The sequence below is a fragment of the Dyella marensis genome, from assembly GCF_900112865.1.
Classification (GTDB): Bacteria; Pseudomonadota; Gammaproteobacteria; order Xanthomonadales; family Rhodanobacteraceae; genus Dyella_D; species Dyella_D marensis_A.
In genome coordinates, this window is the sequence record NZ_FONH01000005.1 from 193,740 (window position 1) to 214,337 (window position 20,598).

The window sequence follows — 20,598 nt, forward strand, 5'->3', positions numbered from 1 at the left end:
ATTCCTCAGGCGGTGACGGGGGAAAGATGACGGCGTGGCAGGGACACATGGCCCACGTCGTAAAGCTGGCGGCCATCGCGGGCCAGTTCCGGTCGCAGTTCGTGCCACAGGCGGAAGCGCACCAGGGTCCAGCCCGCAGGTTCGAACGCGCTGACCGCGGCGAGCGCACCGTCGGCCAGGTCCGCGCGGACGCGTTCGGCTTCGCGCTCGCGCAGCTCATCCAGGTCGGCATACGGCGCGATGCTTTCCAGATCGCGCGACGCGCACACCGCCTGCGTCGCCTCCGGCGCGACCTCGCCCTGCCACACCGACCAGGTGCGCACCTCCGGCCAGCCGAACGCCTGCGCCACGCCGGCAAAGCCACTGCTGCCGAGGAAGGCGTTCATGCCCTCGGCGTCGTCCCACAGATAGAACGGCGCATACAGGTTGTGCCGCGTCGGCAGGCGGGCGCCACGGCGGTCGGCGCTGAGGTAGGCCTTGAAGCGCAGCCGTGGGAACTGGTCGAGCAGGTGGCCTTTCTCGGCGATGCGCCGGCGGACTATGCCCATGTCGTAGTCGGCGGGCAGGACGAATCCGTATTGCATGGCCAGCATGGCTAGGACTCCTCAGGGTTGACGGCGCCTACCGTAACGCCACAAGCTAGTTCGTAAAATCGGGAAATATGAAACTAATCATCCATAAAAACGGGATGATTCCGGGGGCAGGGCCATGCGGCGGGTGAACTTCGATCTCGATGTCTTGCGCAGCTTCGCGCTGGGCGTGGAGCTGGGCAGCTTCGCCAAGGCGGCGGACCGGCTCGGCCGCTCCACCTCGGCGGTGAGCGCGCAGCTGAAGAAACTGGAGGAGCAGGCCGGTACCGCCCTGCTGCGCCGGCAGGGCCGCGGCATGGTGCTGACCGAGCCGGGCGAGACCATGCTGGCCTATGCGCGGCGCCTGCTGGAACTCAATGACGAAGCGGCCGCCGCCCTGCAGGGCGGCGCGCTGGAAGGCTGGATCCGCCTCGGCCTGCAGGAGGACTTCGGCGAAGCCCTGCTGCCCGACGTGCTCGGCCGCTTCGCCCGTGCCCATCCCAAGGTGCGCATCGAGGCGCGCATCGCGCGCAATGCCGAACTGCTCGACCGCGTCGCCGGCGGCCGGCTCGACCTGGCGCTGGCCTGGGACGCGGGTGCGCCGACCTTGACGCCGCATGCCGAGCGCCTGGGCGAGATCCCGATGCGCTGGATCGGCCCGGCCCAGGGCGAACTCGACTGGTCGCCGGAAGGCGACGAGCCGCTGCCGCTGGTCTCGCTCGACGCACCCTGCCTGATGCGCACCGCCGCCACCACGGCGCTGGACCGCGCCGGCATCGCCTGGCGCATCGCCTTCACCAGCGCCAGCCTCGCCGGCATCTGGGCGGCGGTGGCGGCAGGATTGGGCGTGGCCTTGCGCACCGGCGTGGGCCTGCCGCCGTCGGTGCGCGCGCTGGCGCCCGGCGAGAGCGGCCTGCCGCGCATGCCGTTGCTGGGCCTGCACCTGCATCGCGCCGAAGCCGAACCCGCGCCAGCCATCGCGCGCCTGGAAGCGATCCTGCGCCAGCGGCTGGAAGGGCTGTCGGCGTTCGCGTGACGCGCGTCGTCGCGCGCCGATGCGGGTTCGCCGCCGTCATTCGCGCGCACCGCGCCGCATGAAATAATCGCCCGCATCCCCTCCGCTGCCGGCCGCGCTCGTGGACAGCCATTCCTTTCTCAACACCGCGCTGGTGTTCCTGCTGGCGACGGTGATCGCCGTACCGCTGACCAAGCGCTTCCGCCTGGGCGCCGTGCTGGGCTTCCTGATCGCCGGCGTGGTGATCGGCCCGCAGGCGCTGGGCCTGGTCGGCGATACCGAGGGCGTTGCCACCATTTCCGAATTCGGCGTGGTGCTGATGCTGTTCGTGATCGGCCTGGAGCTGTCGCCGCAGCGCCTGTGGGTGATGCGCCGCGCGGTGTTCGGCGCGGGCCTGCTGCAGGTGACCGCCTGCAGCCTGGTGATCGGCATGGCCTGCTACTACCTGTTCGGTTTCACGGCCAACGCCGCGGCCATCGTCGGCGGCAGCCTGGCGCTGTCGTCCACCGCGTTCGGCCTGCAGATCCTGGCCGAGCGCAAGGAGGCCGGCTCGGCCTATGGCCGCATCACCTTCGCCGTGCTGCTGTTCCAGGACCTGGCGGCGATCCCGCTGATCGCCGCGGTGCCGCTGCTGGCCAGCAGCGCCTCGCCGCACGGCGTGGATCCGCAGGCGATCCTGCGCACGGTCGGCGCGATCGTGGTGGTGGTGGTCGGCGGCCGGTATCTGCTGCGCCCGGTGTTCCGCTTCGTGGCGCGCGCCAATACGCAGGAAGTCTCCACCGCCACCGCGCTGCTGGTGGTGATGGGCACGGCCTGGCTGATGGAAGAAGTGGGCGTGTCGTCCACCCTGGGCGCCTTCCTCGCCGGCGTGCTGCTGGCCGATTCCGAATACCGCCACGAACTCGAATCGCATATCGAGCCGTTCAAGGGCCTGCTGCTGGGCCTGTTCTTCATCAGCGTGGGCATGTCGATGGACATCTCCCTGCTGCTGCACCAGCCGCTGCTGGTGTTGGCCATTACCGGTGGCGTGCTGGCGGTGAAGGGCATGCTGCTGTGGCCGCTGGGGCGCATCGTCGGCTCGCTCAACCGGGCCGATACCTTGCGCATGGTGGTGCTGCTGGCCTGCGGCGGCGAATTCGCCTTCGTGGTGCTGAAGCAGGCCGGCGAGCAGCGGCTGATCACCGAGCTGCAGCAAGGCCTGATCGTGCTGGCCATCACTTTGTCGATGGCGGTGACGCCGCTGGTGGTGGCGATCGTGGCCAAGGCGATCGACGTCAAGGCGAAGAAGCCTGACCGCGAGTACGACACCATCGAGACCGCGCCGCCGCGCGTGATCATCGCCGGCTTCGGCCGCGTCGGGCAGATCGTCGGCCGCGTGCTGCGCGCCCAGCGCATCCCGTTCGTGGCGCTGGAATCCTCGGTGGAGCAGATGGACACGCTGCGCCGCTTCAACAACACCTCGCTGTTCTTCGGCGACCCGGCGCGGCCGGACCTGCTGCGCGCCGCGCAGGCCGACCAGGCCGAGGTATTCGTGCTGGCCACCGACGACCCGGAAGCGAACCTGCGCATCGCGCGCCTGGTGCGCCGGCAGTATCCGCACCTGAAGATCATCGCCCGCGCGCGCAACCGCCAGCACGTGTTCCGCCTGATGGACCTGGGCATCGAGGAGCCGGTGCGCGAGACCTTCTCGTCCAGCCTGAAGATGACCCGCAAGACGCTGGAGGCGCTGGGCCTGTCGAGCGAGCTGGCGGCCGACCGCGTGGAGCGCTTCCGCCAGCACGACATGAAGCTGCTGAAGGCGCAGTACCTGGTGTACGACGATGAGACGCGGCTGGTGCAGACCTCAAGGGAAGCGCTGAACGATCTGATGCATTTGTTCGATGCGGACGACGATCCGATCGCCAAGCGGGAACGCGAGGAAGCAGCGGTGGCGCCGGTGCCGGCGCAGGACTCCAACTGACGGTGTCGCGGAATTGAGCCCCTCTCCCATCGGGAGAGGGGTTGGGGTGAGGGTACGGCCGGAGCGCAAGAGTGATGTGCACCGCTCCGCCCGAACCCTCATCCGGCTGCCGCCACCTTCTCCCGGAGGGAGAAGGGTTCTCCCTTGGAGGCAGAAAAAATCATGCGTTGGATGAGCGCGCGCACTAAGCAAGCTTTCACACACACCATCCCCCACTGAACGCCTGAACTTGCGCCCCCGCAGGCGCAACTCATTTCGACGCCGATCGGGAAAGATGCGCGGGCCCGGAGCCGTGCCGCCGCGGGGCGGGCCGCGCCGGGCCATGTCCCGAGGTCGCCTGCGCTTGGCTGTACACGCCACTTCACCGGTAGTGATCCGCTTCGGCCGCCTGGGCGACACCGTCCTGCTCGCGCCATTGCTGCGCAAACTGCATCTGCGCTACGGCGCGCCCTGCCGCCTGGTCTCGCTGGGCGCATGTTCGCGCACGCTGTACGAAAGCAGCGAGGACGTGGCCGAGGTGCACTGGTTCGCCAGCCAGCATGGCTGGCTGTGGACCAATCCGCGGCGGTTCGCAGTGGCGCTGGCGCTGCGCAGCATGCGCGAGGCGCCGTTCTATATCTGCGAGCCGGATGTGCGCACGCGGACCAAGGTGCGGCCCATGCTCGCACTCGCCGGTATTGCGCCGGAGCACTGTGTGTTCATCGAGGACATCCCGCTGCGCGAGGGCGAGCATTGGATCGATTGGCTGCTGCGCTTCGGCGACCTGGCGCCGGCCGCATTCGCCGCGACGCCCGCGCTCGATCCGTCACCGCGTACCCGCGCACCATCCATCCGCGCCACGCCCGTCGAGCGCGCCCAGGCGCGGGCATGGCTCGACACGCACGGCTTCGGCGCGGCGCAGCCGCTGGTGCTGATGCAGCCTGCCAACAAGCGCACGATGCGCTGGAACGGCGTGCGCGATGCGGCCGACGACGACAAATCCTGGCCGGCCTCGCGCTGGGCGGCGCTGGCGCGCGCGATCCTGCAATGGCAACCGGAGGCGCAAATCCTGCTGTGCGGCTGCGCTGCCGAGGCGGGCTATCTGGAATCGATCCGCGCCGAGACCGGGCTGCCGCGCCTGCTCGCTCCCGCCGGCGGCCTGCCGCTGGGGCTGCTGCGCGGGCTGATGGAGCTGGCGCACAGCATGGTGTCGGTGGATACCGGGCCGGCGCATCTCGCTGCCGCGACGGGCTGCCCGCTGGTGGTGCTGTTCGGCCATCGCTGGCCGTCGATGTGGGCGCCGCGCAGCGCCTGCGGCAGCGCCGTCACCGTGCTCGGCGGCCTGCCGCATACCAGCCGGGTGGATCTGATCGGCGTGGAAGAGGTCGCGCAGGCATGGTGGCGATTGCCGCCGCGCGTGGAAGGCAACGCTACCGTCGCAGCCGCCATGGCTGGACGGCGGCTGCGGGCCGCTTATTCCGCCGGCTGAGCCGGTTGCCGCAAGGTCTGCCGCACGCTCGGCATGGCTCCGGCCCGGGCGGCCAGTTCATGCGCGATGTCCACCAGACCGAGTGCCCGTGCCACATCCGCCGCGGTGCGCCCGAACGTATCCGCCGCGCTGCGATCCGCGCCACGCGCCAGCAGCACGCGCGCCGGCGGCAACAAGGCATGCATCGCACAGGCGTGCAGCGCGGTGACGCCGCGCTGGTCGGCATGTTCGATCCGCGCGCCCGCATCCAGCAGCACCGGCACCAGGGCGCCGATGTGGGTGGCATCGCAGGGGCTGCCCGGGCGCAGGTGCGCGCCCAGCAGCAGCTGCAGCGGCGACATGCCTTCCTTGTCGGCGGCATTGACGTCGGCGCCGCGCTTGAGCAGCACATCGAACAGCCGCCGTGCGCGCAGGCTGTCGTTCTGTTCGAAGCCGAACTGCGCGGCGGCATGCAGCGCGCCGTGGCCGCGCGTATCGACTGCCTGGATGTCGGCACCGCCCTCGAGCAACTGCTCGGCGATCTCCGGATAACCCATTGCGGCAGCCACCATCAGCGCGGTGGCTTCGCCGGGCAGGCGCGCGTCCACGTTGGCATCGTGTTCCAGCAGCAGGGCGACCAGCGTGTCGCGGCGCGCGGCCACGGCCGCGGCGAGCGGAGTCATGCCGTTGGCCGCGGCGAGCGACGAATCGGCGCCGCCGTCGAGCAGGCGCGCGGCCACCTCGCGATGGCCCATGCCGCAGGCGTGCAGCAGGGCAGTGGCGCCCTGGCGGTCCTGCGTGTTCACCGGGAAGCCGAGTTCGAGCAGGCGGTCCACCGCGGCGAGCGCGCCGGCCGCAGCGGCGGCCGGCAGGTCGTCGGCGCGCAGCGGGCGGCGCGGACGGGTCCAGTCGCCCCAGTCCAGCCAGCGCTCGATCTCGGGATGATCGAAGGCCAGGCCCAGCGGCGTCTCGCCGTTGGCGTCGGTGGCTTCGGCGTCGGCGCCGTGGGCGACCAGCACACGCACCAGCGGCAGCGCCTTCTCGCCGTGTTCCAGCGCGGCGAACAGCGGCGTGCGGCCCTGCGTGTCGCGCGTGTTCGGATCGCCGCCGCGGACGAGCAGCGCCTGCAGCACCGGCAGCTGGCCTTGTGCCGCCGCAAGGTGCACCGGTGTGCGCTCGCGCGCGTCGGGGCCGAACGGATCGGCGCCGCGCTCGAGCAAGCCCAGCGCGAAGCTTGAAGCAGCGGCGCTGTCGTCCAGGCGCTGCAGCGCCTGGGCCAGCAAGCCCGCGCCGGCAGGGCTGGCGCCGGCGGCGAGCAGATCCTCGATCGCCTCGGCCGCGGCCGGCAGCTGCGGCAGCAGCGCGTCGAACAGGCGCCGGCCCAGCGGCGGCAGCGTGGCGTCGATGCCTTCGAGTACTTCCGCGTCGTCGACCAGTTGCGGCTGCAGGCGCGCTTCGGGCGCCAGCGCATGCTCCAGCAGCCAGCGCCGCGCGGCGCCAAGACCGGGACCGGCCAGGTCGAGATAAAGCTGCGCCAGCTGCGAGGCCGGCCATTCCTTCACGCGCTGGGTAAACGTCGAGACGATGGCCCAGTGACCGAAGCGCAGCGCGTCGAGCAGGTGCGCCGGTGTGTCCGCGCCCTCGGCCAGGGCTTCGTCGAAGCGCAGGTTGGTCGGCAACGGCGTGTCCGGATCGAGCAGGGCGACCAGGTCCCAGCGACCGGCGGCGGCGGCGTGGTCCAGCGCGCTGCGACCGTCGGCACCGGGTGTCTTGGCCTCGGCGCCAAGCGCGAGCAGGGCGCGCACGGTCTCGGCGTGCGCCTGCGGCGACTGGCAGGCCAGGGTGAGCGCGTCGCGGCCATGCACGTCGCGCACGCGCGCATCCGGCTGCGCCTCGGCCAGCAGCTGCACGATGCCGACCTTGCCGGCGCGCGCCGCTTCCATCAGCGCGGTGCGGCCGTGGCGGTCGGCCAGGGTGACGTCGGCGCCGGCGGTGCGCAGCGCGCGGCTGATCTGTTCGTGGCCTTCGCCGGCCGCTTCCATCAGCGCGCTGCGGTGGCGCGAATCCACCGCGTTCACCGCGGCGCGATGCTTGAGCAGCAGGCGCACGCCCTCGGCGTCGTCCTCGGCGATGCCGGCGGCGGCGACCAGGGCCGGCTCGCCATCCGGCGGCGTCGGCTTGGCGCCGTGCTCCAGCAGGAACTTCACCAGCGGCCAGTTGGCCGCGCGGCAAGCGGTGGCCAGCGGACTGACGCGGGCGCGATTGAGCGCGTTCACCGGCGCGCCGGCATCGAGCAGCATCGCGGCCACGATCGGCTCGCCGCTGTGCACCGCGCCGTGCAGCGCGGTGTTGCCCTCGGCGTCGACGGCGAGCGGGCTGGCGCCATTGGCCAGCAAAGTCATCACCGCGTCGGGCCGGCCGTGCCAGCTGTCGCGCGTGGCGGCCAGCAACGGAGTGAGGCCGCCGCTGGCGCGATTCACATCGGCGCCCTTGGCGATCAGCGCGCGCAGCAGGCGGGTATCGGGCAGCAGCGCGGCGAGCATCAGCACCGGGCGCTGGTCGCGGTCGCCGGACGGCGGCGCGGTGTTCGGGTCGGCGCCGGCCTCGATCAGCGCGAGCGCGCGTTCGATGTCGCCGTCGCGGGTGGCGGCCAGCAACGCCTGCGCCTGTTCGGGCGTGCCGGCGGTGCGTTCCTGTTCGTTGAGCACCGGCGCGGGCTTCGGCGGCGGCGCGGGAGTGGCTTCGGCGCGGGCAGGCGCGGACGGGCGCGCCGGGCGGCGGCCTTCGCACAACAGCGCGCGCAGGGTGCGGTTGGCGATCACCAGGCAGCCCAGCGGCAACAGCACCACCCCGTAGAGCGCCAGCGCGGCGATGCGCAGCTCCGGCGGCAGCACCCCGTACAGGCCGGCCAGCGCGATCGCCGCGAAGGCCAGCGCCAGCAGTGCGATCGCGGCGGGCAGGTAATGGGTGAAGAAGCGCTCCTCGCGCGACAGGTGCCGGCCGAAGGCGATGCTGCGCGCGGTGGCGGTGAAGATCCACGAGCCGTCGCTCTGCGGTGGATACGCGTCGTCCCAGACATAGACCAGGCCGAACGCGGGCCACATCCGCCACAACGCCGCCAGCGCGACGACCAGCGCGCCCGCCAGCAGCAGCGTCGCGCCCAGGCTGTGCGCCTGGTTGAGCTTCAGCATCGGCCACGCGACCAGCAGGAACACCAGCACCACATAGCCGGTGAACATCACCAGGTGCGCCGCGCCGCGGCGCAGCACCGTGCGCAGGAATTGCGGCTCCGGATCGAAACCGATCGCATGGCACACCGCCGCCATGGTCAGCGCGTTGGCCAGCAGCAGCGGGATCAGCGAGAGCGGGCTGGCGCTCAGGGCCGCGACGGCCACGGCGAGCAGGCCGGGCACGAACCAGAGCAGACCCTGCAGGAAAGGCGGCGGGCGGCGCGTTTTGGAATAGGACATGGGCGCGGAGTATAGGAATCGTCTGAATGAGAGAAGGTAATCAGGCGTTAACGCTTACGCCGCATGCTTATTCGTCCAGCCCACCCGGCGACTCCTTCAATACCGGTTGCGGCACCGCCAGCGCATGCGCCGGCGGCAGCTGCAGATGCCAGCCCTGTGCCTGCAGATTGGCGAGCACGGCGGCGACGTCCTCCTTGGGCAGCTTGCGCTGCGCGTCCAGCTCCACCTCGAGCACGAAGCGCAGGTCGCCGAGCATCAGCGCCAGCGACTCGGGCAACACGCTGAAATCGCCTTGGCGGGTAAGCCAGACATAGGTATCGGCCTTGCGCAGGCTGGCGTAGACGAAACAGTGCATGGGCAGGACCTGATAAGCGGGCGGAAGCGGCGGCGCATCGGCCGCGCGCGCGGCGAATTGACCATCCGCCATGGTCCGCGCCTTGGCCGCGATGGTCAACGCGGACGGTGACGATCTCCCGCAATACATGCCCGAACAGCCGTGATCGATACCTGATCGGTCCATTGCTGCGACCGCACTTGCAAGGCTTTCGTTAAGACGGCACAGTGCCGCCCGGGGATGTCAAACGCGCGTATGAATTTTCTTACCGGTCAGCCCCTTACTGTGTGCCCCGATCCGGACTAACGATAAGCAGGAGCTTCCGATGCCGAATTCTCTCTTCTTCAAGCGTGCGGCCCGCCCGCTCGCCTTCGCCGCCCTGAGCCTCGCCGTGGCCGGCGCCCTGGTCGCGCCGCAGCGCGCCGAAGCCAGCGCCTTCCAGCTCAAGGAAAACAGCGCCAAGTCCATGGGCCGCGCCTACGCCGGTTCGGCGACCGCCGGCGGCGACGTCTCGGTGGTGGTCAACAATCCCGCCGCGATGACCGACCTGAAGGGCACCTACTTCCAGGCCGATGTCACCGCCATCAACTTCGGCACCAAGTTCAGCGGCAGCGCCCATGACGCGCTGGGCCGCCCGATCAGCGGCGGCAGCGGCGGCGACGCCGGCACCACCATGCCGGTCCCGGCGCTGTTCTTCGCCACCCAGGTCAGCGACCGCGTGCATATCGGCGCCGGCTTCTCGGTGCCGTTCGGCTTCCTGACCGAGTACGACCGCAACTGGGTCGGCCGCTACAACGGCATCAAGTCCAAGTTCGAGTCGCTGGACGGCACGCTGTCGGCCTCGTTCGACGTGACCGATACCTTCACCCTGGGCGTCAGCGCCATCGCGCAGAGGACCAGCGCCGAGCTGACCTCCGCGATCAACTTCAACAGTGTGGGCCTGGGCCTGGTGCAGCAGGCTGCCGCGGCCGGCAAGATCACTCCCGCCCAGGCGCAGGCGCTGGGCCAGCAGGTCGGCCTGGTGGTGCCCCCGGGCAGCGACGGCCTGGCCCGCATCAAGGGTGACGACTGGGGCTACGGCTGGCAGCTGGGCGGCTACTGGAAGCTGACCCCGAACGACCGCATCGCCTTCAACTACCGCGCCAAGATCGACCACAAGCTGGAAGGCACGGGCAACTTCACCGTCCCGACCAATGTGCAGGCCCTGCTGGCCAACCCGACCGTGGCTGCGCTGCTGGCCGGCGCCGGCGGCGTGCCGTTCACCCACACCACGGGCACGGCGGACTTCACCACCCCGGCCACCGCCACCGCCAGCGTGTGGCACCAGGACGAGAAGTTCGGCATCGGCTTCGACCTGGCCTGGACCAAGTGGGACGTGTTCAAGCAGCTGCGCGTCAACTACGGCAACCCGGCGCAGCCGCCGAGCGTGGAAAACTACAGCTGGCGCAACACCTGGTACGCAGCCGTCGGCGGCGACTACTACGTCAACGACAAGCTGACCCTGCGCGCCGGCGTCTCGGTGGACACCACCCCGACCTACGCCGCCACCCGCAGCCCGCGCGTGCCGGATTCGACCCGCAAGTTCCTCTCGTTCGGCGTGGGCTACAAGGCCAGCGAGCACTTCGAGATCAACGCCGGCTACACGCATATCTTCGTCAACGAAGCGCATATGAATGGCGCGATCAGCTCGACCAACGACGTGCTGACGGGCAGCTCCGACGACTACGGCAACCTGCTGAGCCTGTCGGCGCAGTACAAGTTCTAAGCGTCGTAAGTACGGAAAGTAAAAAACCTCCCCGCGCGAGCGGGGAGGTTTTTTTTATGCGGAAGAGTACGGCGTAGGTTGGGGTGAGCCGCGGGCGAACCCCAACAAACGTGGGAGCTTGTCGCATTGTTGGGGTTACTGGCTGCATCAGCAGCCAGCCCTTCGGGCCATCCGCTACGCGGATGTTCGCTACGGCATCCTGCCTTCGCAGTCGCCTGCGACTCACCCCAACCTACGCCAGTATCAGCGTCTGCGCTTTTCAGCCGCGCTTGAGCATGATGGCCAGCATTTGCTTGAACCGCTGGCCATACGGCGGATTGAGCAAGCCCGCACCATTGACCCGCGCCTGCCGGAACACCGACTTCAGATGCGAGAACGTGCGGAACCCCGCCTCGCCGTGGTAACCGCCGCTGCCGGATGGACCCACGCCGCCGAACGGCAGGTCGTGCTGTGCGATGTGGTACAGCGTGTCGTTGATGGTGACGCCGCCAGCCGTAGTGCGCGCGAGGACGCGGTCAACCAACGCACCATCTTCCTCGAACAGATACAGCGCCAACGGATGCGGATGCGCGGCGACATAGGCGATCGCCTGCTCGATGTCGTCGTAGGGCACCAGCGGCAGCAGCGGGCCGAAGATTTCTTCCTGCATCACCGCCATGCTTTCGCTGACGCCGGTGAGCAGCGCCGGTGTCATGCGTCGCCGCTGGATGTCGTCGGTTTCATCGCCCAGCAGCGTCAGCTTGGCGCCGTCGCGCGCCGCATCGTCGCGCAGTGCGGCCAGGCGCTGGTACTGGCGTTCCGAAATGATGCTGGCGTACTGCTCGTTGCGCACCGGCTGCGGATACAGCCGCGCGGCCACGTCGCGTGCGGCGGCAACGAACTCGTCCACCTGTGCGCGCGGCAGCAGCACATAGTCCGGCGCGATGCAGGTCTGCCCCGCATTGAACAGCTTGCCCACCAGGATGCGCTCCACCGCGTTGGCGAAGCGCGCGCCGGGGCCGACGATGGCCGGCGACTTGCCGCCCAGCTCCAAAGTCACCGGCGTGAGGTTGGCGGAGGCCGCGCGCATCACGTGGCGACCCACCGCCGTGGAGCCGGTGAACAGCAAGTGGTCGAACGGCAGCGCCGAGAACGCCTGTGCGACATCCGCATCGCCGGTCACCACGCACACTTCCTCGGGCTTGAAGTAACGCGCGGCCAACTGCGCGAACAACGCCGAGAACTGCGGCGTGTATTCGCTCATCTTCACCATCACCCGGTTGCCCGCCGCCAGCGCATCCACCATCGGCCCGGCGGCGAGAAACAGCGGGTAGTTCCACGGCACGATGATGCCCACCACACCCAGCGGCTGCGGGCGGATCTCGTTGCGTGCCGGCATGAACAGCAGCCCCGGCCAGCTGCGCCGGGGCTTCATCCAGCGCCGGCCGTGGGCGAGCGCATGGCGGATCGCCGACAGGCTGGGAAACACTTCCAGCAGATCGGTTTCCTGCGCCGGCCGGCCGCCGAAGTCCTGGTGAATCGCGTCGGCGATCTCGCCGCGATGCTCGCCGATCAGGTCGTTGAGCGCGCGCAGCCGCCTGGCGCGTTCCGGCCATGCCGGCATGGGCTCGCGCGCATGCGCCTCGCGCATGCGCCGGAGTTGAAGCTGCAGATCGAGCGGTTCGGTAGTCATCGTGGCTAGAACTTGGCGCGGAATTCCACGCCCCACATGCGCGGCGGCGTGATGTTGGCGTAGGGCGTGCCGAACACCGTGGCGGTGATGTTGTCCACGCCGGTGACGTAGCGATCGTTGAACAGATTGCTGGCGTACAGGGCGACACCCCAGCGGTCGCCCGGCGCATGCCAATCCAGGCGTGCATCGGTGCGGTGCTGGGCTTCGCCCACCTTGAAGTTAGGGCTGATCACGCATTCGCCCTGCAGGCGCGAATCGTCATTGCAGCGGCTCTTGCCGCGGTAAGCGTAATTCAGATTGAACTCCAGCTGGCCGCTGGCGACATTGCGCCACGTGTACGCCAACCCCGCCGTGTAGGAGAAGCGCGGCTCACCGGTGGGCTGCCCGGTCAGCACCGCGCCGGAATCGGCCACCGCCTTGCGGTAGGTGGCATCGATATAGGCGCCGGTGAAGTTCAGGCGCAGGTCGCGCACCGGTTGCCACAGCGCTTCCAGCTCCAGGCCCTTGGCTTCCTGGTCGGTGCTGTTGACCAGATACCGCGGCACGCCGGAGCCGGCACTGTTCGGGTCCAGGCTCAGCGACTGCTTGTTGTCGTAGCGGTAGTAATAGACCGAGCCGTTGAGCAGCAGGTTGTGCTCGGGAAAAGTGGTCTTCACGCCTGCCTCGTAGTTGATCACCTTCTCCGGCGCGAAGCGCGAGCCGACCTGCACGCTGTTGTAGCCGCCGGCCTTGTAGCCCTTGGTGACCGAGGCGTAGCCCATCACGTCCGGGGTGAACTTGTAGTCCAGCACCAGGCGCGGGCTGACATTGTTCCAGGTGTTGTGGAAGCGCACCGGCACGCCCACCGCATCGGTGAAGATCACGTTGTTGCCGAACGCGGCCAGCGCCATCTGCGCCTCCGGCGGCAGCATGGCCAGCACGCCGGCCTGGTCCAGCGCCTGCACGGTGCCGTCGAACTGCGGCGCGCTGCGCGGCATGTTGTACCAGGAGAAGCTCTTGCTATCGCGCGTGTAGCGGATGCCGGTGGTGATGTTGAAGCGGTCGTTGACGTGCCAGATCACGTCGCCGAAAGCCGCATAGGCCTTGAACTTGCCGACGTTGCTGATCGCCTCGTGCCAGGGATCGCCCAGCAGCGTGTATGGCAGGCCGAAGCTCGCCAGTGCGTTGCTGATGTCGGTGAGCGGCGTGCCCACGCCCATGATGTTGCTGGCCAGCGTATCCAGGCTGTCGGTAAAAATATTGGTCTGGCTGGTCTGCCGCGCCTGCTCCTGGTAGTAGCTCACGCCGCCGACCCAGTCGGCGATGCCGGTGGTGCCGGACAGCTTGAACTCCTGGTACCAGCTGTTGTTGTGCTCGATATTGGTGGTATCGAGATAGCTGACGATGTGGTTGGTGCCGTCGTAGTCGCCGCGGTTGAAGGTGTCGAAGCCGCGCCACGCGGTGGTGGAGACCAGGCTGCCCCAGGCGAAGGAGTGGTCGAAGCTCAGCGTTACGCCGTCGAAGGTGCGCGATTCGCGCCCGCCCACGGCGTCGTTGTACAGCGGCGCATGCAGCGGATTGAGGTACGTGGTGGGGTCGGGCGGGAAGGGCGGGCGCTGGTTGGTGTCATTCGACAGCGGCACCAGGCCGAACGCCGGATGCGGCGGCTGGTTGAGCTTCTCGTGATCCCAGGACAGCAACATGCGCGTGTCCTGGGTGATGTTCCAGCGGAACACCGCGCGCGTGCCCCAGTCGTTGTCCTCGCCGTAGCGCTTGCCGCTGGCTGCGTCCTTGACCCAGCCGTCGCTCTGGTTGTCGTAAGCACTCACGCGCAGCGCCATGTCCTGGTTGAGCGGCAGGTTCAGCAGCGCATCGCCGTAGACCTTGCCGTAGTTGCCGATGCGCAGACGCGCCTTGCCTTCGAAGCGGTCGGTCGGCTCGTTGGTGACGATCGAGATCGCGCCGGCCGCCGCGTTGCGGCCGAACAGCGTGCCCTGCGGGCCCTTCAGCACTTCCACCCGCGCCAGGTCGTTGAAGGCGAGCAGGGCACCGCCGGAACGCGCGGCATATACGCCATTGATGTACACGCCCACTGCCGGCTCGGTGCCGATGCCGAAGTCGCTGGTGGCGATGCCGCGCAACTGGTAGCGCGGCTGCGTCGGCTGGTCGGCGCTGACCACCAGGCCCGGCACGAACATGTCCATCTTGCTGAGGTCGGTCGCCGCCAGCGTATCGACCTGCTTGGCGGTGATGATCTGCAGCGGAATCGGCACCGACTGCATTTCCTGGTTGCGGCTCTGCGCCGTCACCGTGATGTTGCCCAGCAGCTTGGCCTGGTTCGGATCGGCCTGGTCCTGCGGTGCAGGCGCGGCGTTCTGGTCATCGGCCTGCACGGTCTGCGCGCACAGCAGCAGCGCGGTGCCTCCCAGCAGCTGGCGCAATGCGGCGGACAGCGGACGTGGACGGATACTCATCGGCGGTTCTCCCCTCGTGGACGGCGCCGCGTCCCCACGCGGTCGCCGTGCTTGGTTCTTGTGTGAGTTCAGCGCACGGTGACGCAGCCCCCTTGCTGCGCCGCGATCCAGGCCTTGATCAGCGCCACGCCTTCGCGGTGGACGGTGCTGCGGCCGAGCTCCGGCATCATCTCGCCCGGGTCGGCCGAGGCCATGCGGTAGGCGATGATCGAGTCGTCCGGCTGGCCGGGCACGATGTCGAACAGGTGGTCGCCGGTGCCGCGCCCCGCGGCGACGGGCGGTTTGCAGATGCCGAGGTGGCGGTCTTCCGGCGCGCTCGCTTCCAGCGTCAAGCCGGTGGTGTTGGCGGCGCCCTTGGCGTTGTGGCAATGCCCGCAGTTGATGTCGAGATAGGCGCGTGCGCGGGCATCGAGCGCGGCGTGTTCGTCCATCCAGTTGGCGTTGCGCGGCGCTTGTGCGGTGGCGGGTGCGCCGGTGAGGTAGCCGGCCTTGGTCAAGTGCTCGAGCTGGTTCTGTTCGCCATCCGCGTAGTGATAGTCACGGTTGAGGTGGCGCGCTTTCGGGCCGATCGGGTGGATCTTGCGCGATACCCAATCCTGCGCGTGGCAGCTGGAGCATTGGCTTTCGTCGGGGACGACGTAGTTGAAGTCCTCGCGCGACTTGTCATCGGCCACCAGGGTGAGCGGCAGCACCGCGCCGGTGCGGGCGAGCTCGGCTTCGGTCTGCGTGTCGTTCCATACGTAGGGCATCGCGGCCCAGCCGTCCGGGCGGTGCACCAGGATGCGCGTCTCGACCAGGTGCACCTTGGCCAGATCCAGGCCTTCGCCAGCGAAGTCGTGCGAGCTGTCGTAGGTGCGGGCGACGTCGCTCGTTTTCCCGTCCGGCGTCTTCGGGTAGTAGAAGGTCTTGCTGATCACCGTGCCTACGGGGAAGTCGAAAGTGTCGGTGGCGTCGTACTTCGCCGCCGCGCCCTTCGGCATCCAGATCGTGCGCAGCTTGTGCGCGTAGTCGGTGAACAGCGGCGTGTTGAGGTCGTACGGCACCACGCCCTGGTTGAGCAGCAGCTTGCCGCCGCGTGCTTCCACCACGTGCCAGTCGCTCAGCTTCGGCGGCCGGCCGTCGGCGTGATAGGCCACCGGCGCCATGCCTTGCTGGCAACCGGCGAGTGACATGGCGACGAGCAGCGCGAACGCGCCCTGGAACAACCGCTTCCGCATCGCCACCGCCTCAGGATTTCGCTGCGTCGAGCACGACCGGCGGCAGCTTCGGCAGCGTGCACTGGTAGGGCTTGGTGTCGGTGCTGGGGTTCTTGTAGTCGTTCGGGCCGTCGGCATTGAGCACGCCGTTGGCGCCGTCGATGCAGATGCGGTCTTCGGCCGCCAGCGGGCCATGCGCGGTGTCGGCATAGCCGTCCCACAGCACGTCCGGGAAGCGGCCGCTCATGCCGTATACGGCGGTCTTCAGCATCTTCAGCTTCATGCCGTCCGGCGATTCGCCGCCTTCCTTGAAGCGGTTGCCGTAGACGAAGATGCCCTTCGGGTACGGGTTGTAATCGGCCGCCACGCCCTTGGTGTTGTAGTAGTTGGTGGAGAAGTAGCTGGAGATGATCACGTTCGCCGTGCGGTGCCCGCCGATGTCGTTATCGAAGATCTCCACCTTGTCGTTGGAGTTGACCACCACGCCCGACCCCGCCGGCACGCTGGCCACCGCCGCGCCCTTGGCGGCGAAGTTGTCCAGGTTGTTGGCATTGACCTGGTTCTTGAACACGCGCGAGGCCTTGCCGGCCTGCGACAGGTTGGGCATGTTGAAGACCAGGATGCCGCCGGTATTGCCGGTGGCGACGTTCTCGTAGACATCGGCGTCGATCGAATTCTCGATCTCGATGCCTGCCACGTTCTGCTCGGCGCGGTTGCGCCGCACCACGATGTTCTTCGACTGGCCCACATAGATGCCGGCATCGGACGCGCCGGTCACCGAGGAATCCTCGATCAGCACGTTCTCGGTCTTCACCGGGTACAGGCCGTAGGCGCCGTTGGTGGTCTTCGGGCCGTCGGTCCAGGCCACCCGCACGCCGCGGATGGTGATGTTCCTGCCCTGGTTGATCTTCAGCGCATCGCCCTTGGTGTCCTCCAGGGAGAGGTTCTCGATGGTGAAGTCGCTGGCATTCACCAGCAGCCCCTCCGGACCAACCACCTGGCCCTTGAACGACAACACCGTCTTGTCCTTACCCGCGCCGCGGATCGTCACCCCGTCCGTGCGCAGGCTGAGGCCGCGGTTGAGGTGGTAATGCCCGGCAGGAATCTCGATCACGCTGCCCGGCTTGGCATCCAGCAATTGCTGCTGCAGCTTGGCCTGGAAAGCATCGCCGCCCTCGCCCTGAGCGGTGGATTGATCGTGGCCGCCGCACGCGGCCAGGGCCGCGCCGAGCGCGACCGTGAGTAGCAACTTGCGCATGTCCGGTGAGCCTCCCCAGGAAAACCGAATCGACGGGGTACTGTTGCGCAAGGCTTGCGGCGGGGGGAGGGGGAAACGGCCGGGGGGTGGGGGGCAAAGCGGCCAAGGTGGGGCGTCGAACGTCATCGCGTCCCATCGCGGCGAAGCCCGTAGGTTGGGGTGAGCACAGCGAACCCCAACGTCGCGATCACCTGCGGGGCCTGTTGGGGTTCGCCTATGGCTCACCCCAACCTACGTCGCTCGCAGCCCGTTGCTCGTAGGTTGGGGTGAGCGAAGCGAACCCCAACGTCGGCATGTCGATGTGCACTGCAACGTTGGGGTGCGCCTGCGGCTTACCCCAACCTACGCCGGTTGTTGTTGCCACTGCAGGCGGAGATGCGCCTGCGTGGCACAGCGGGTCCCCATCTCGATGAAGGCGGCGATGCCGTCGAGCATGATTGGAAGTCGATGTGCATCGACACTGCCGCGTTCGTGCACCAATTCCGCCAGCAGCTTGATGGCGTTATAGGCGTACTGCAGCCACTCGGTGGCATCGTTCAGCAGTTCATCGGGCTCCGCTTTGGGATCGGAGAAATAACTGGTGTGGCGGATGATCCAGGGTTCGCCGAAAACGTTGTTCATGAGCAATTCCTTGCTAAGCGCCGCGGACTCGCTCCGTAAACGGCATGCCGCAGACAGCACGGCATGCCGCGATCACACGGACTCGAGGGTTCACCGGCGGCTCGAAGGCTGAGCGCCGGGCGGCTTGATTGAGGAAGTGGGGTGCGGGGCTAGGAGGTTTCGCTATGGCGCAGCCTTACGCGCCGGGTAGGACGGCTCGGAAAACTGTTTGCGAAAACTCTTAGCCTGCGGTTCTTCAACCGTGTCCGCGGTGTCGTCGGACAGCCCGGATGGTCGGTGGGTGTGTCGCCGAGGAGATCGGCGAGCGGACGGGTGACGTATGATCTGGCCTAGCCATGATCAACTCCTGCTTAGTTGGTGATGGTCAGCGGGTCAGGGGTGTCTCACCACCCTTGGCCCGCGCTTCTCACGGCATTGCTGCCATGGTTGTCCGCGACGCGCATTCGAAACAGTTCGCGGGCAACGAAAGCCACGCTAGCAAAGGCAACCTTCGGTTGTCTGTAGTACTTCGACGAAATTAGTCGTCATCCCGGCGTAGGCCGGGATCCAGTAGCGAAGGCGTCGGATTTTCGCGGCAGATCTCATGTAGGTTTTCGCGAAAATCGAGCGGTGTCGTTACTGGATCCCGGCCTGCGCCGGGATGACGAGTGGGTGAGGTTCTCGCGCTCTTGGCGATGCTTATTGCCGATACGCCATTTCACGCGCGTGCTGCAACTGCTCACGCAGATACGCATCGCGACTCACGCCACCAGGAATGACCGGCATCGCCATCACCGTTTCGACGATGCGCCGCTCGTCCTGCTTGTAGCGCTGGAATTGCGGATCAGTGGCGAGGTGTTGTTGCCAAGCCTGGTTCGCCTGCTCGGCGTCAGTGCGGAAGTGCTCGGCCAGCGCGGCGAGCGCACTGGCCTGCGCCTGCGGATCATCCACCGTGGCACGCACCAGCGCGATCTGCAGATTCATCGACTCGCCCGCACTGATCGAACGATCGGCTTCGCGTCGCCGCAGTTCCTCGCGCAACGCATCGGCCTGCCGTTGGCGCGTGGCCGGATCCAGCCTCGGCGCGCGTACGAAGAAATCCTCCACGTCCTGGCCGAAGCGCTCGCGTTCGCGATAGTCGCGAATCGCTGCGGTATCGACAGACGCCGCAGCGCGCGGAGCCTTCGGCGTAGACGCGGCGACAACGGGCGCTGCTGCATGCGGTCGCGACCGGGCAAGCCAAAGCCCGCCCAGGCCGAGGCCGCACGCAACCGCAATGGCGACGAGCCACTTCATTGCCCACTCACAAACCGTTACTCAGCAACTGATTGACCAGCACATACAACGCATCCACCGGCTTCGCACGATCCGCCGCATCGCTGGCCTCCGAGGCATGCAGCACCGGCCCCTGTCCGTCGAGCACATTGTCGATGAAATCGATCAGTTCCAGATGCTGCGCCTGGATATCGCCGTTGCGCAGATCCACGATGGTGGTGCAATGGCTCTCGTTGAGCGCACGGTACTGCGGGAAATAACCGCCGAAATTATTCAATCCATCGGTGGTCTGCCGCAGACGGTTGGTATCGATCGCCCACAGCTGGTGGATCAGCCGCTCCTTGGTGGCTTCATCCGGCGCATGGGCAATCTCCGGATAAAAACGCTCATACGAATAGCTGGAGTAATTGAGGTCCTGCCAGAAATGGGTATGGCCCAGGCGGTCCGCCGGGAACTCAGCGGACAGCGCGGGATAGATGCTGCCCATATCGCTGCGGTCGAAGCCGGGCAGATAATGCTGCAGCGTGCTCAACGGGCCATTCGCGTCGTCCAGGCCCCAGGCCTGGCGGATCTGCGCGAACAGCGGCTCGGACGGATAGTTTGCCGGACTGCCGCCGGCCGGCGCGGAGAAAATCGGTCCGGAGTCGTCGAGCAGGAACGAACGCGGCGAGCCCATGTCCTTGCGTCGTGCGGCGTAGTTGGTGAGGCTGCCGGTGCCGCCGGCACTGCATCCGGTCGACAACATCTGGCCCGGACGTGGCAGATGGTCCTTCAGCCACGCCAACACCGCGCGCTCGTTGCGCAATCCGTTGTGATGCCAGACCAAGGGCTCGTGCTGCCCGCTGGGATCGGGATAGACCGCAACGCGATCGCCCGAATAGATATCGCCGGTGCAATACGGCACATAGACGATATTCCACTGCTGCGTCTTCAACGGCTGCAATTGCGGCTTCTCGCCATTGAGCAGATTCACCAGGTCCAGCAGGTTGAGCCGCCCCACGAACGGACTGACCAGCAGCGCGCCCGGATTGCTGATGGTCATGTAATTGTCGGGAATGCCATTGGGGTTGCGCGCGCCGCGAATCCCGCTCTGGCCGGTGCAACTGCCGTAATCCCAGCACGCGCCGCCGCCTTCCATGTAGATCACCGTATTGGTGGTCTGCGCGCTGCGCAGCAGGAAGAACTTGTACGGCGAACCGTTGCCGCAGATCGCACCGGTTTCCGGCGCCAGCTGGATGGTCTGCCATTGATCGTAGGCGCCGGGCTTGAAGCCGTCGGCGAAACCGGCGGGATTGCTCAGCAGCGGATACGGCCCGAGTCGCTGGTCGGGCGTCACCGGATGATCGGCGCGTGGCGGGCTGATCAAGTTGAGCAAGACCTGCAACGGCGTGTAGTCGCCTTCCTCCGCATGCAGGACGGGCGCGGCGTTGCAAAGCAGGAAGCCGCCCAGCAGGGCAGCCAGGGATGTGCGGCGCAGGGACATGATGGCTCCTCCGAATCCAATCGGCACGGGATGCTCAGGGTCACGATTGCCTTAAAGCCGGTGGTTCACCGGACGGGCTCATGCTCCCCTGAGCCCGGTCG

General features: G+C 67.9%; 14 protein-coding genes. 4 read left to right on the plus strand and 10 right to left on the minus strand.

Translation table 11 applies throughout. The annotated features are described in order from the left end of the window. Positions 1–5: 5 nt before the first annotated feature. Positions 6–593 carry a DUF4865 family protein gene (locus BM172_RS10430; RefSeq protein ID WP_026635478.1) on the minus strand — a complete coding sequence of 196 codons (588 nt, stop codon included), beginning with the start codon at positions 591–593 and terminating at the stop codon, positions 6–8. A 115-nt stretch (positions 594–708) separates the two neighbouring features. Between BM172_RS10430 and BM172_RS10435 the strand changes: the two genes are divergently transcribed. From BM172_RS10435 to BM172_RS10445, 3 genes are all read left to right on the plus strand, one after another. Then, positions 709–1,605, plus strand: a complete 897-nt coding sequence (locus tag BM172_RS10435; RefSeq protein WP_026635479.1) for a LysR substrate-binding domain-containing protein — start codon at positions 709–711, stop codon at positions 1,603–1,605. 100 nt (positions 1,606–1,705) lie between these two features. Then, positions 1,706–3,544 (plus strand): monovalent cation:proton antiporter-2 (CPA2) family protein, encoded by a 1,839-nt coding sequence (locus tag BM172_RS10440; protein ID WP_026635480.1) that lies wholly within the window; start codon positions 1,706–1,708, stop codon positions 3,542–3,544. A gap of 322 nt (positions 3,545–3,866) precedes the next feature. Then, on the plus strand, positions 3,867–5,012 hold the full coding sequence (locus tag BM172_RS10445; RefSeq protein ID WP_081805178.1) for a glycosyltransferase family 9 protein: 1,146 nt from the start codon (positions 3,867–3,869) through the stop codon (positions 5,010–5,012). On the opposite strand, the gene BM172_RS10450 is transcribed toward BM172_RS10445, so the two are convergent. Continuing rightward, positions 4,997–8,461, minus strand: coding sequence for an ankyrin repeat domain-containing protein (locus BM172_RS10450; protein WP_026635481.1), 3,465 nt, complete (start codon positions 8,459–8,461; stop codon positions 4,997–4,999). The two genes, BM172_RS10445 and BM172_RS10450, sit on opposite strands and share 16 nt — an antisense overlap. 67 nt (positions 8,462–8,528) lie before the next feature. Further along, complete coding sequence (locus tag BM172_RS10455) at positions 8,529–8,888, minus strand: YcgL domain-containing protein (protein WP_428844761.1); 360 nt, start codon at positions 8,886–8,888, stop codon at positions 8,529–8,531. A 232-nt stretch (positions 8,889–9,120) separates the two neighbouring features. Here BM172_RS10455 and BM172_RS10460 point away from each other — a divergent pair, with 232 nt between their 5' ends. After that, positions 9,121–10,560, plus strand: coding sequence for an OmpP1/FadL family transporter (locus BM172_RS10460; RefSeq protein WP_026635482.1), 1,440 nt, complete (start codon positions 9,121–9,123; stop codon positions 10,558–10,560). Between the two features lie 259 nt (positions 10,561–10,819). Here the strand turns inward: BM172_RS10460 and BM172_RS10465 are convergent, their stop codons facing one another. From BM172_RS10465 to BM172_RS10495, 7 genes are all read right to left on the minus strand, one after another. Beyond that, entirely contained in the window at positions 10,820–12,232 is a 1,413-nt protein-coding gene (locus BM172_RS10465; RefSeq protein ID WP_026635483.1) for a coniferyl aldehyde dehydrogenase, read from the minus strand. 5 nt (positions 12,233–12,237) lie between these two features. Further along, a complete protein-coding gene (locus BM172_RS10470; protein WP_026635484.1) occupies positions 12,238–14,685 on the minus strand; it encodes a TonB-dependent receptor in 2,448 nt (815 codons plus the stop codon). Between the two features lie 68 nt (positions 14,686–14,753). Then, positions 14,754–15,902: an SO2930 family diheme c-type cytochrome gene (locus tag BM172_RS10475; protein ID WP_026635485.1), complete on the minus strand. Its 1,149-nt coding sequence runs from the start codon at positions 15,900–15,902 to the stop codon at positions 14,754–14,756. Between the two features lie 10 nt (positions 15,903–15,912). After that, on the minus strand, positions 15,913–17,139 hold the full coding sequence (locus BM172_RS10480) for a parallel beta-helix domain-containing protein (RefSeq protein ID WP_026635486.1): 1,227 nt from the start codon (positions 17,137–17,139) through the stop codon (positions 15,913–15,915). A gap of 342 nt (positions 17,140–17,481) precedes the next feature. Then, positions 17,482–17,760, minus strand: coding sequence for a hypothetical protein (locus BM172_RS10485; RefSeq protein ID WP_026635487.1), 279 nt, complete (start codon positions 17,758–17,760; stop codon positions 17,482–17,484). Positions 17,761–18,438: 678 nt separating this feature from the next. Then, the gene (locus BM172_RS10490; RefSeq protein WP_143096501.1) at positions 18,439–19,035 is read right to left on the minus strand and encodes a hypothetical protein; all 597 of its coding nucleotides are present in this window, start codon (positions 19,033–19,035) and stop codon (positions 18,439–18,441) included. A gap of 7 nt (positions 19,036–19,042) precedes the next feature. Beyond that, on the minus strand, positions 19,043–20,497 hold the full coding sequence (locus BM172_RS10495; protein ID WP_026635488.1) for a pectin acetylesterase-family hydrolase: 1,455 nt from the start codon (positions 20,495–20,497) through the stop codon (positions 19,043–19,045). Positions 20,498–20,598: the final 101 nt, after the last annotated feature.

Excerpts from the sequence above, each read along its gene's own strand:
- BM172_RS10430 (WP_026635478.1), bottom strand. The coding sequence starts at position 593 with ATGCTGGCCATGCAATACGGATTCGTCCTGCCCGCCGACTACGACATG.
- BM172_RS10435 (WP_026635479.1), top strand. The coding sequence starts at position 709 with ATGCGGCGGGTGAACTTCGATCTCGATGTCTTGCGCAGCTTCGCGCTG.
- BM172_RS10445 (WP_081805178.1), top strand. The coding sequence starts at position 3,867 with ATGTCCCGAGGTCGCCTGCGCTTGGCTGTACACGCCACTTCACCGGTA.
- BM172_RS10450 (WP_026635481.1), bottom strand. The coding sequence starts at position 8,461 with ATGTCCTATTCCAAAACGCGCCGCCCGCCGCCTTTCCTGCAGGGTCTG.
- BM172_RS10455 (WP_428844761.1), bottom strand. The coding sequence starts at position 8,888 with ATGGCGGATGGTCAATTCGCCGCGCGCGCGGCCGATGCGCCGCCGCTT.
- BM172_RS10460 (WP_026635482.1), top strand. The coding sequence starts at position 9,121 with ATGCCGAATTCTCTCTTCTTCAAGCGTGCGGCCCGCCCGCTCGCCTTC.
- BM172_RS10465 (WP_026635483.1), bottom strand. The coding sequence starts at position 12,232 with ATGACTACCGAACCGCTCGATCTGCAGCTTCAACTCCGGCGCATGCGC.
- BM172_RS10470 (WP_026635484.1), bottom strand. The coding sequence starts at position 14,685 with ATGAGTATCCGTCCACGTCCGCTGTCCGCCGCATTGCGCCAGCTGCTG.
- BM172_RS10475 (WP_026635485.1), bottom strand. The coding sequence starts at position 15,902 with ATGCGGAAGCGGTTGTTCCAGGGCGCGTTCGCGCTGCTCGTCGCCATG.
- BM172_RS10480 (WP_026635486.1), bottom strand. The coding sequence starts at position 17,139 with ATGCGCAAGTTGCTACTCACGGTCGCGCTCGGCGCGGCCCTGGCCGCG.
- BM172_RS10485 (WP_026635487.1), bottom strand. The coding sequence starts at position 17,760 with ATGAACAACGTTTTCGGCGAACCCTGGATCATCCGCCACACCAGTTAT.
- BM172_RS10490 (WP_143096501.1), bottom strand. The coding sequence starts at position 19,035 with ATGAAGTGGCTCGTCGCCATTGCGGTTGCGTGCGGCCTCGGCCTGGGC.
- BM172_RS10495 (WP_026635488.1), bottom strand. The coding sequence starts at position 20,497 with ATGTCCCTGCGCCGCACATCCCTGGCTGCCCTGCTGGGCGGCTTCCTG.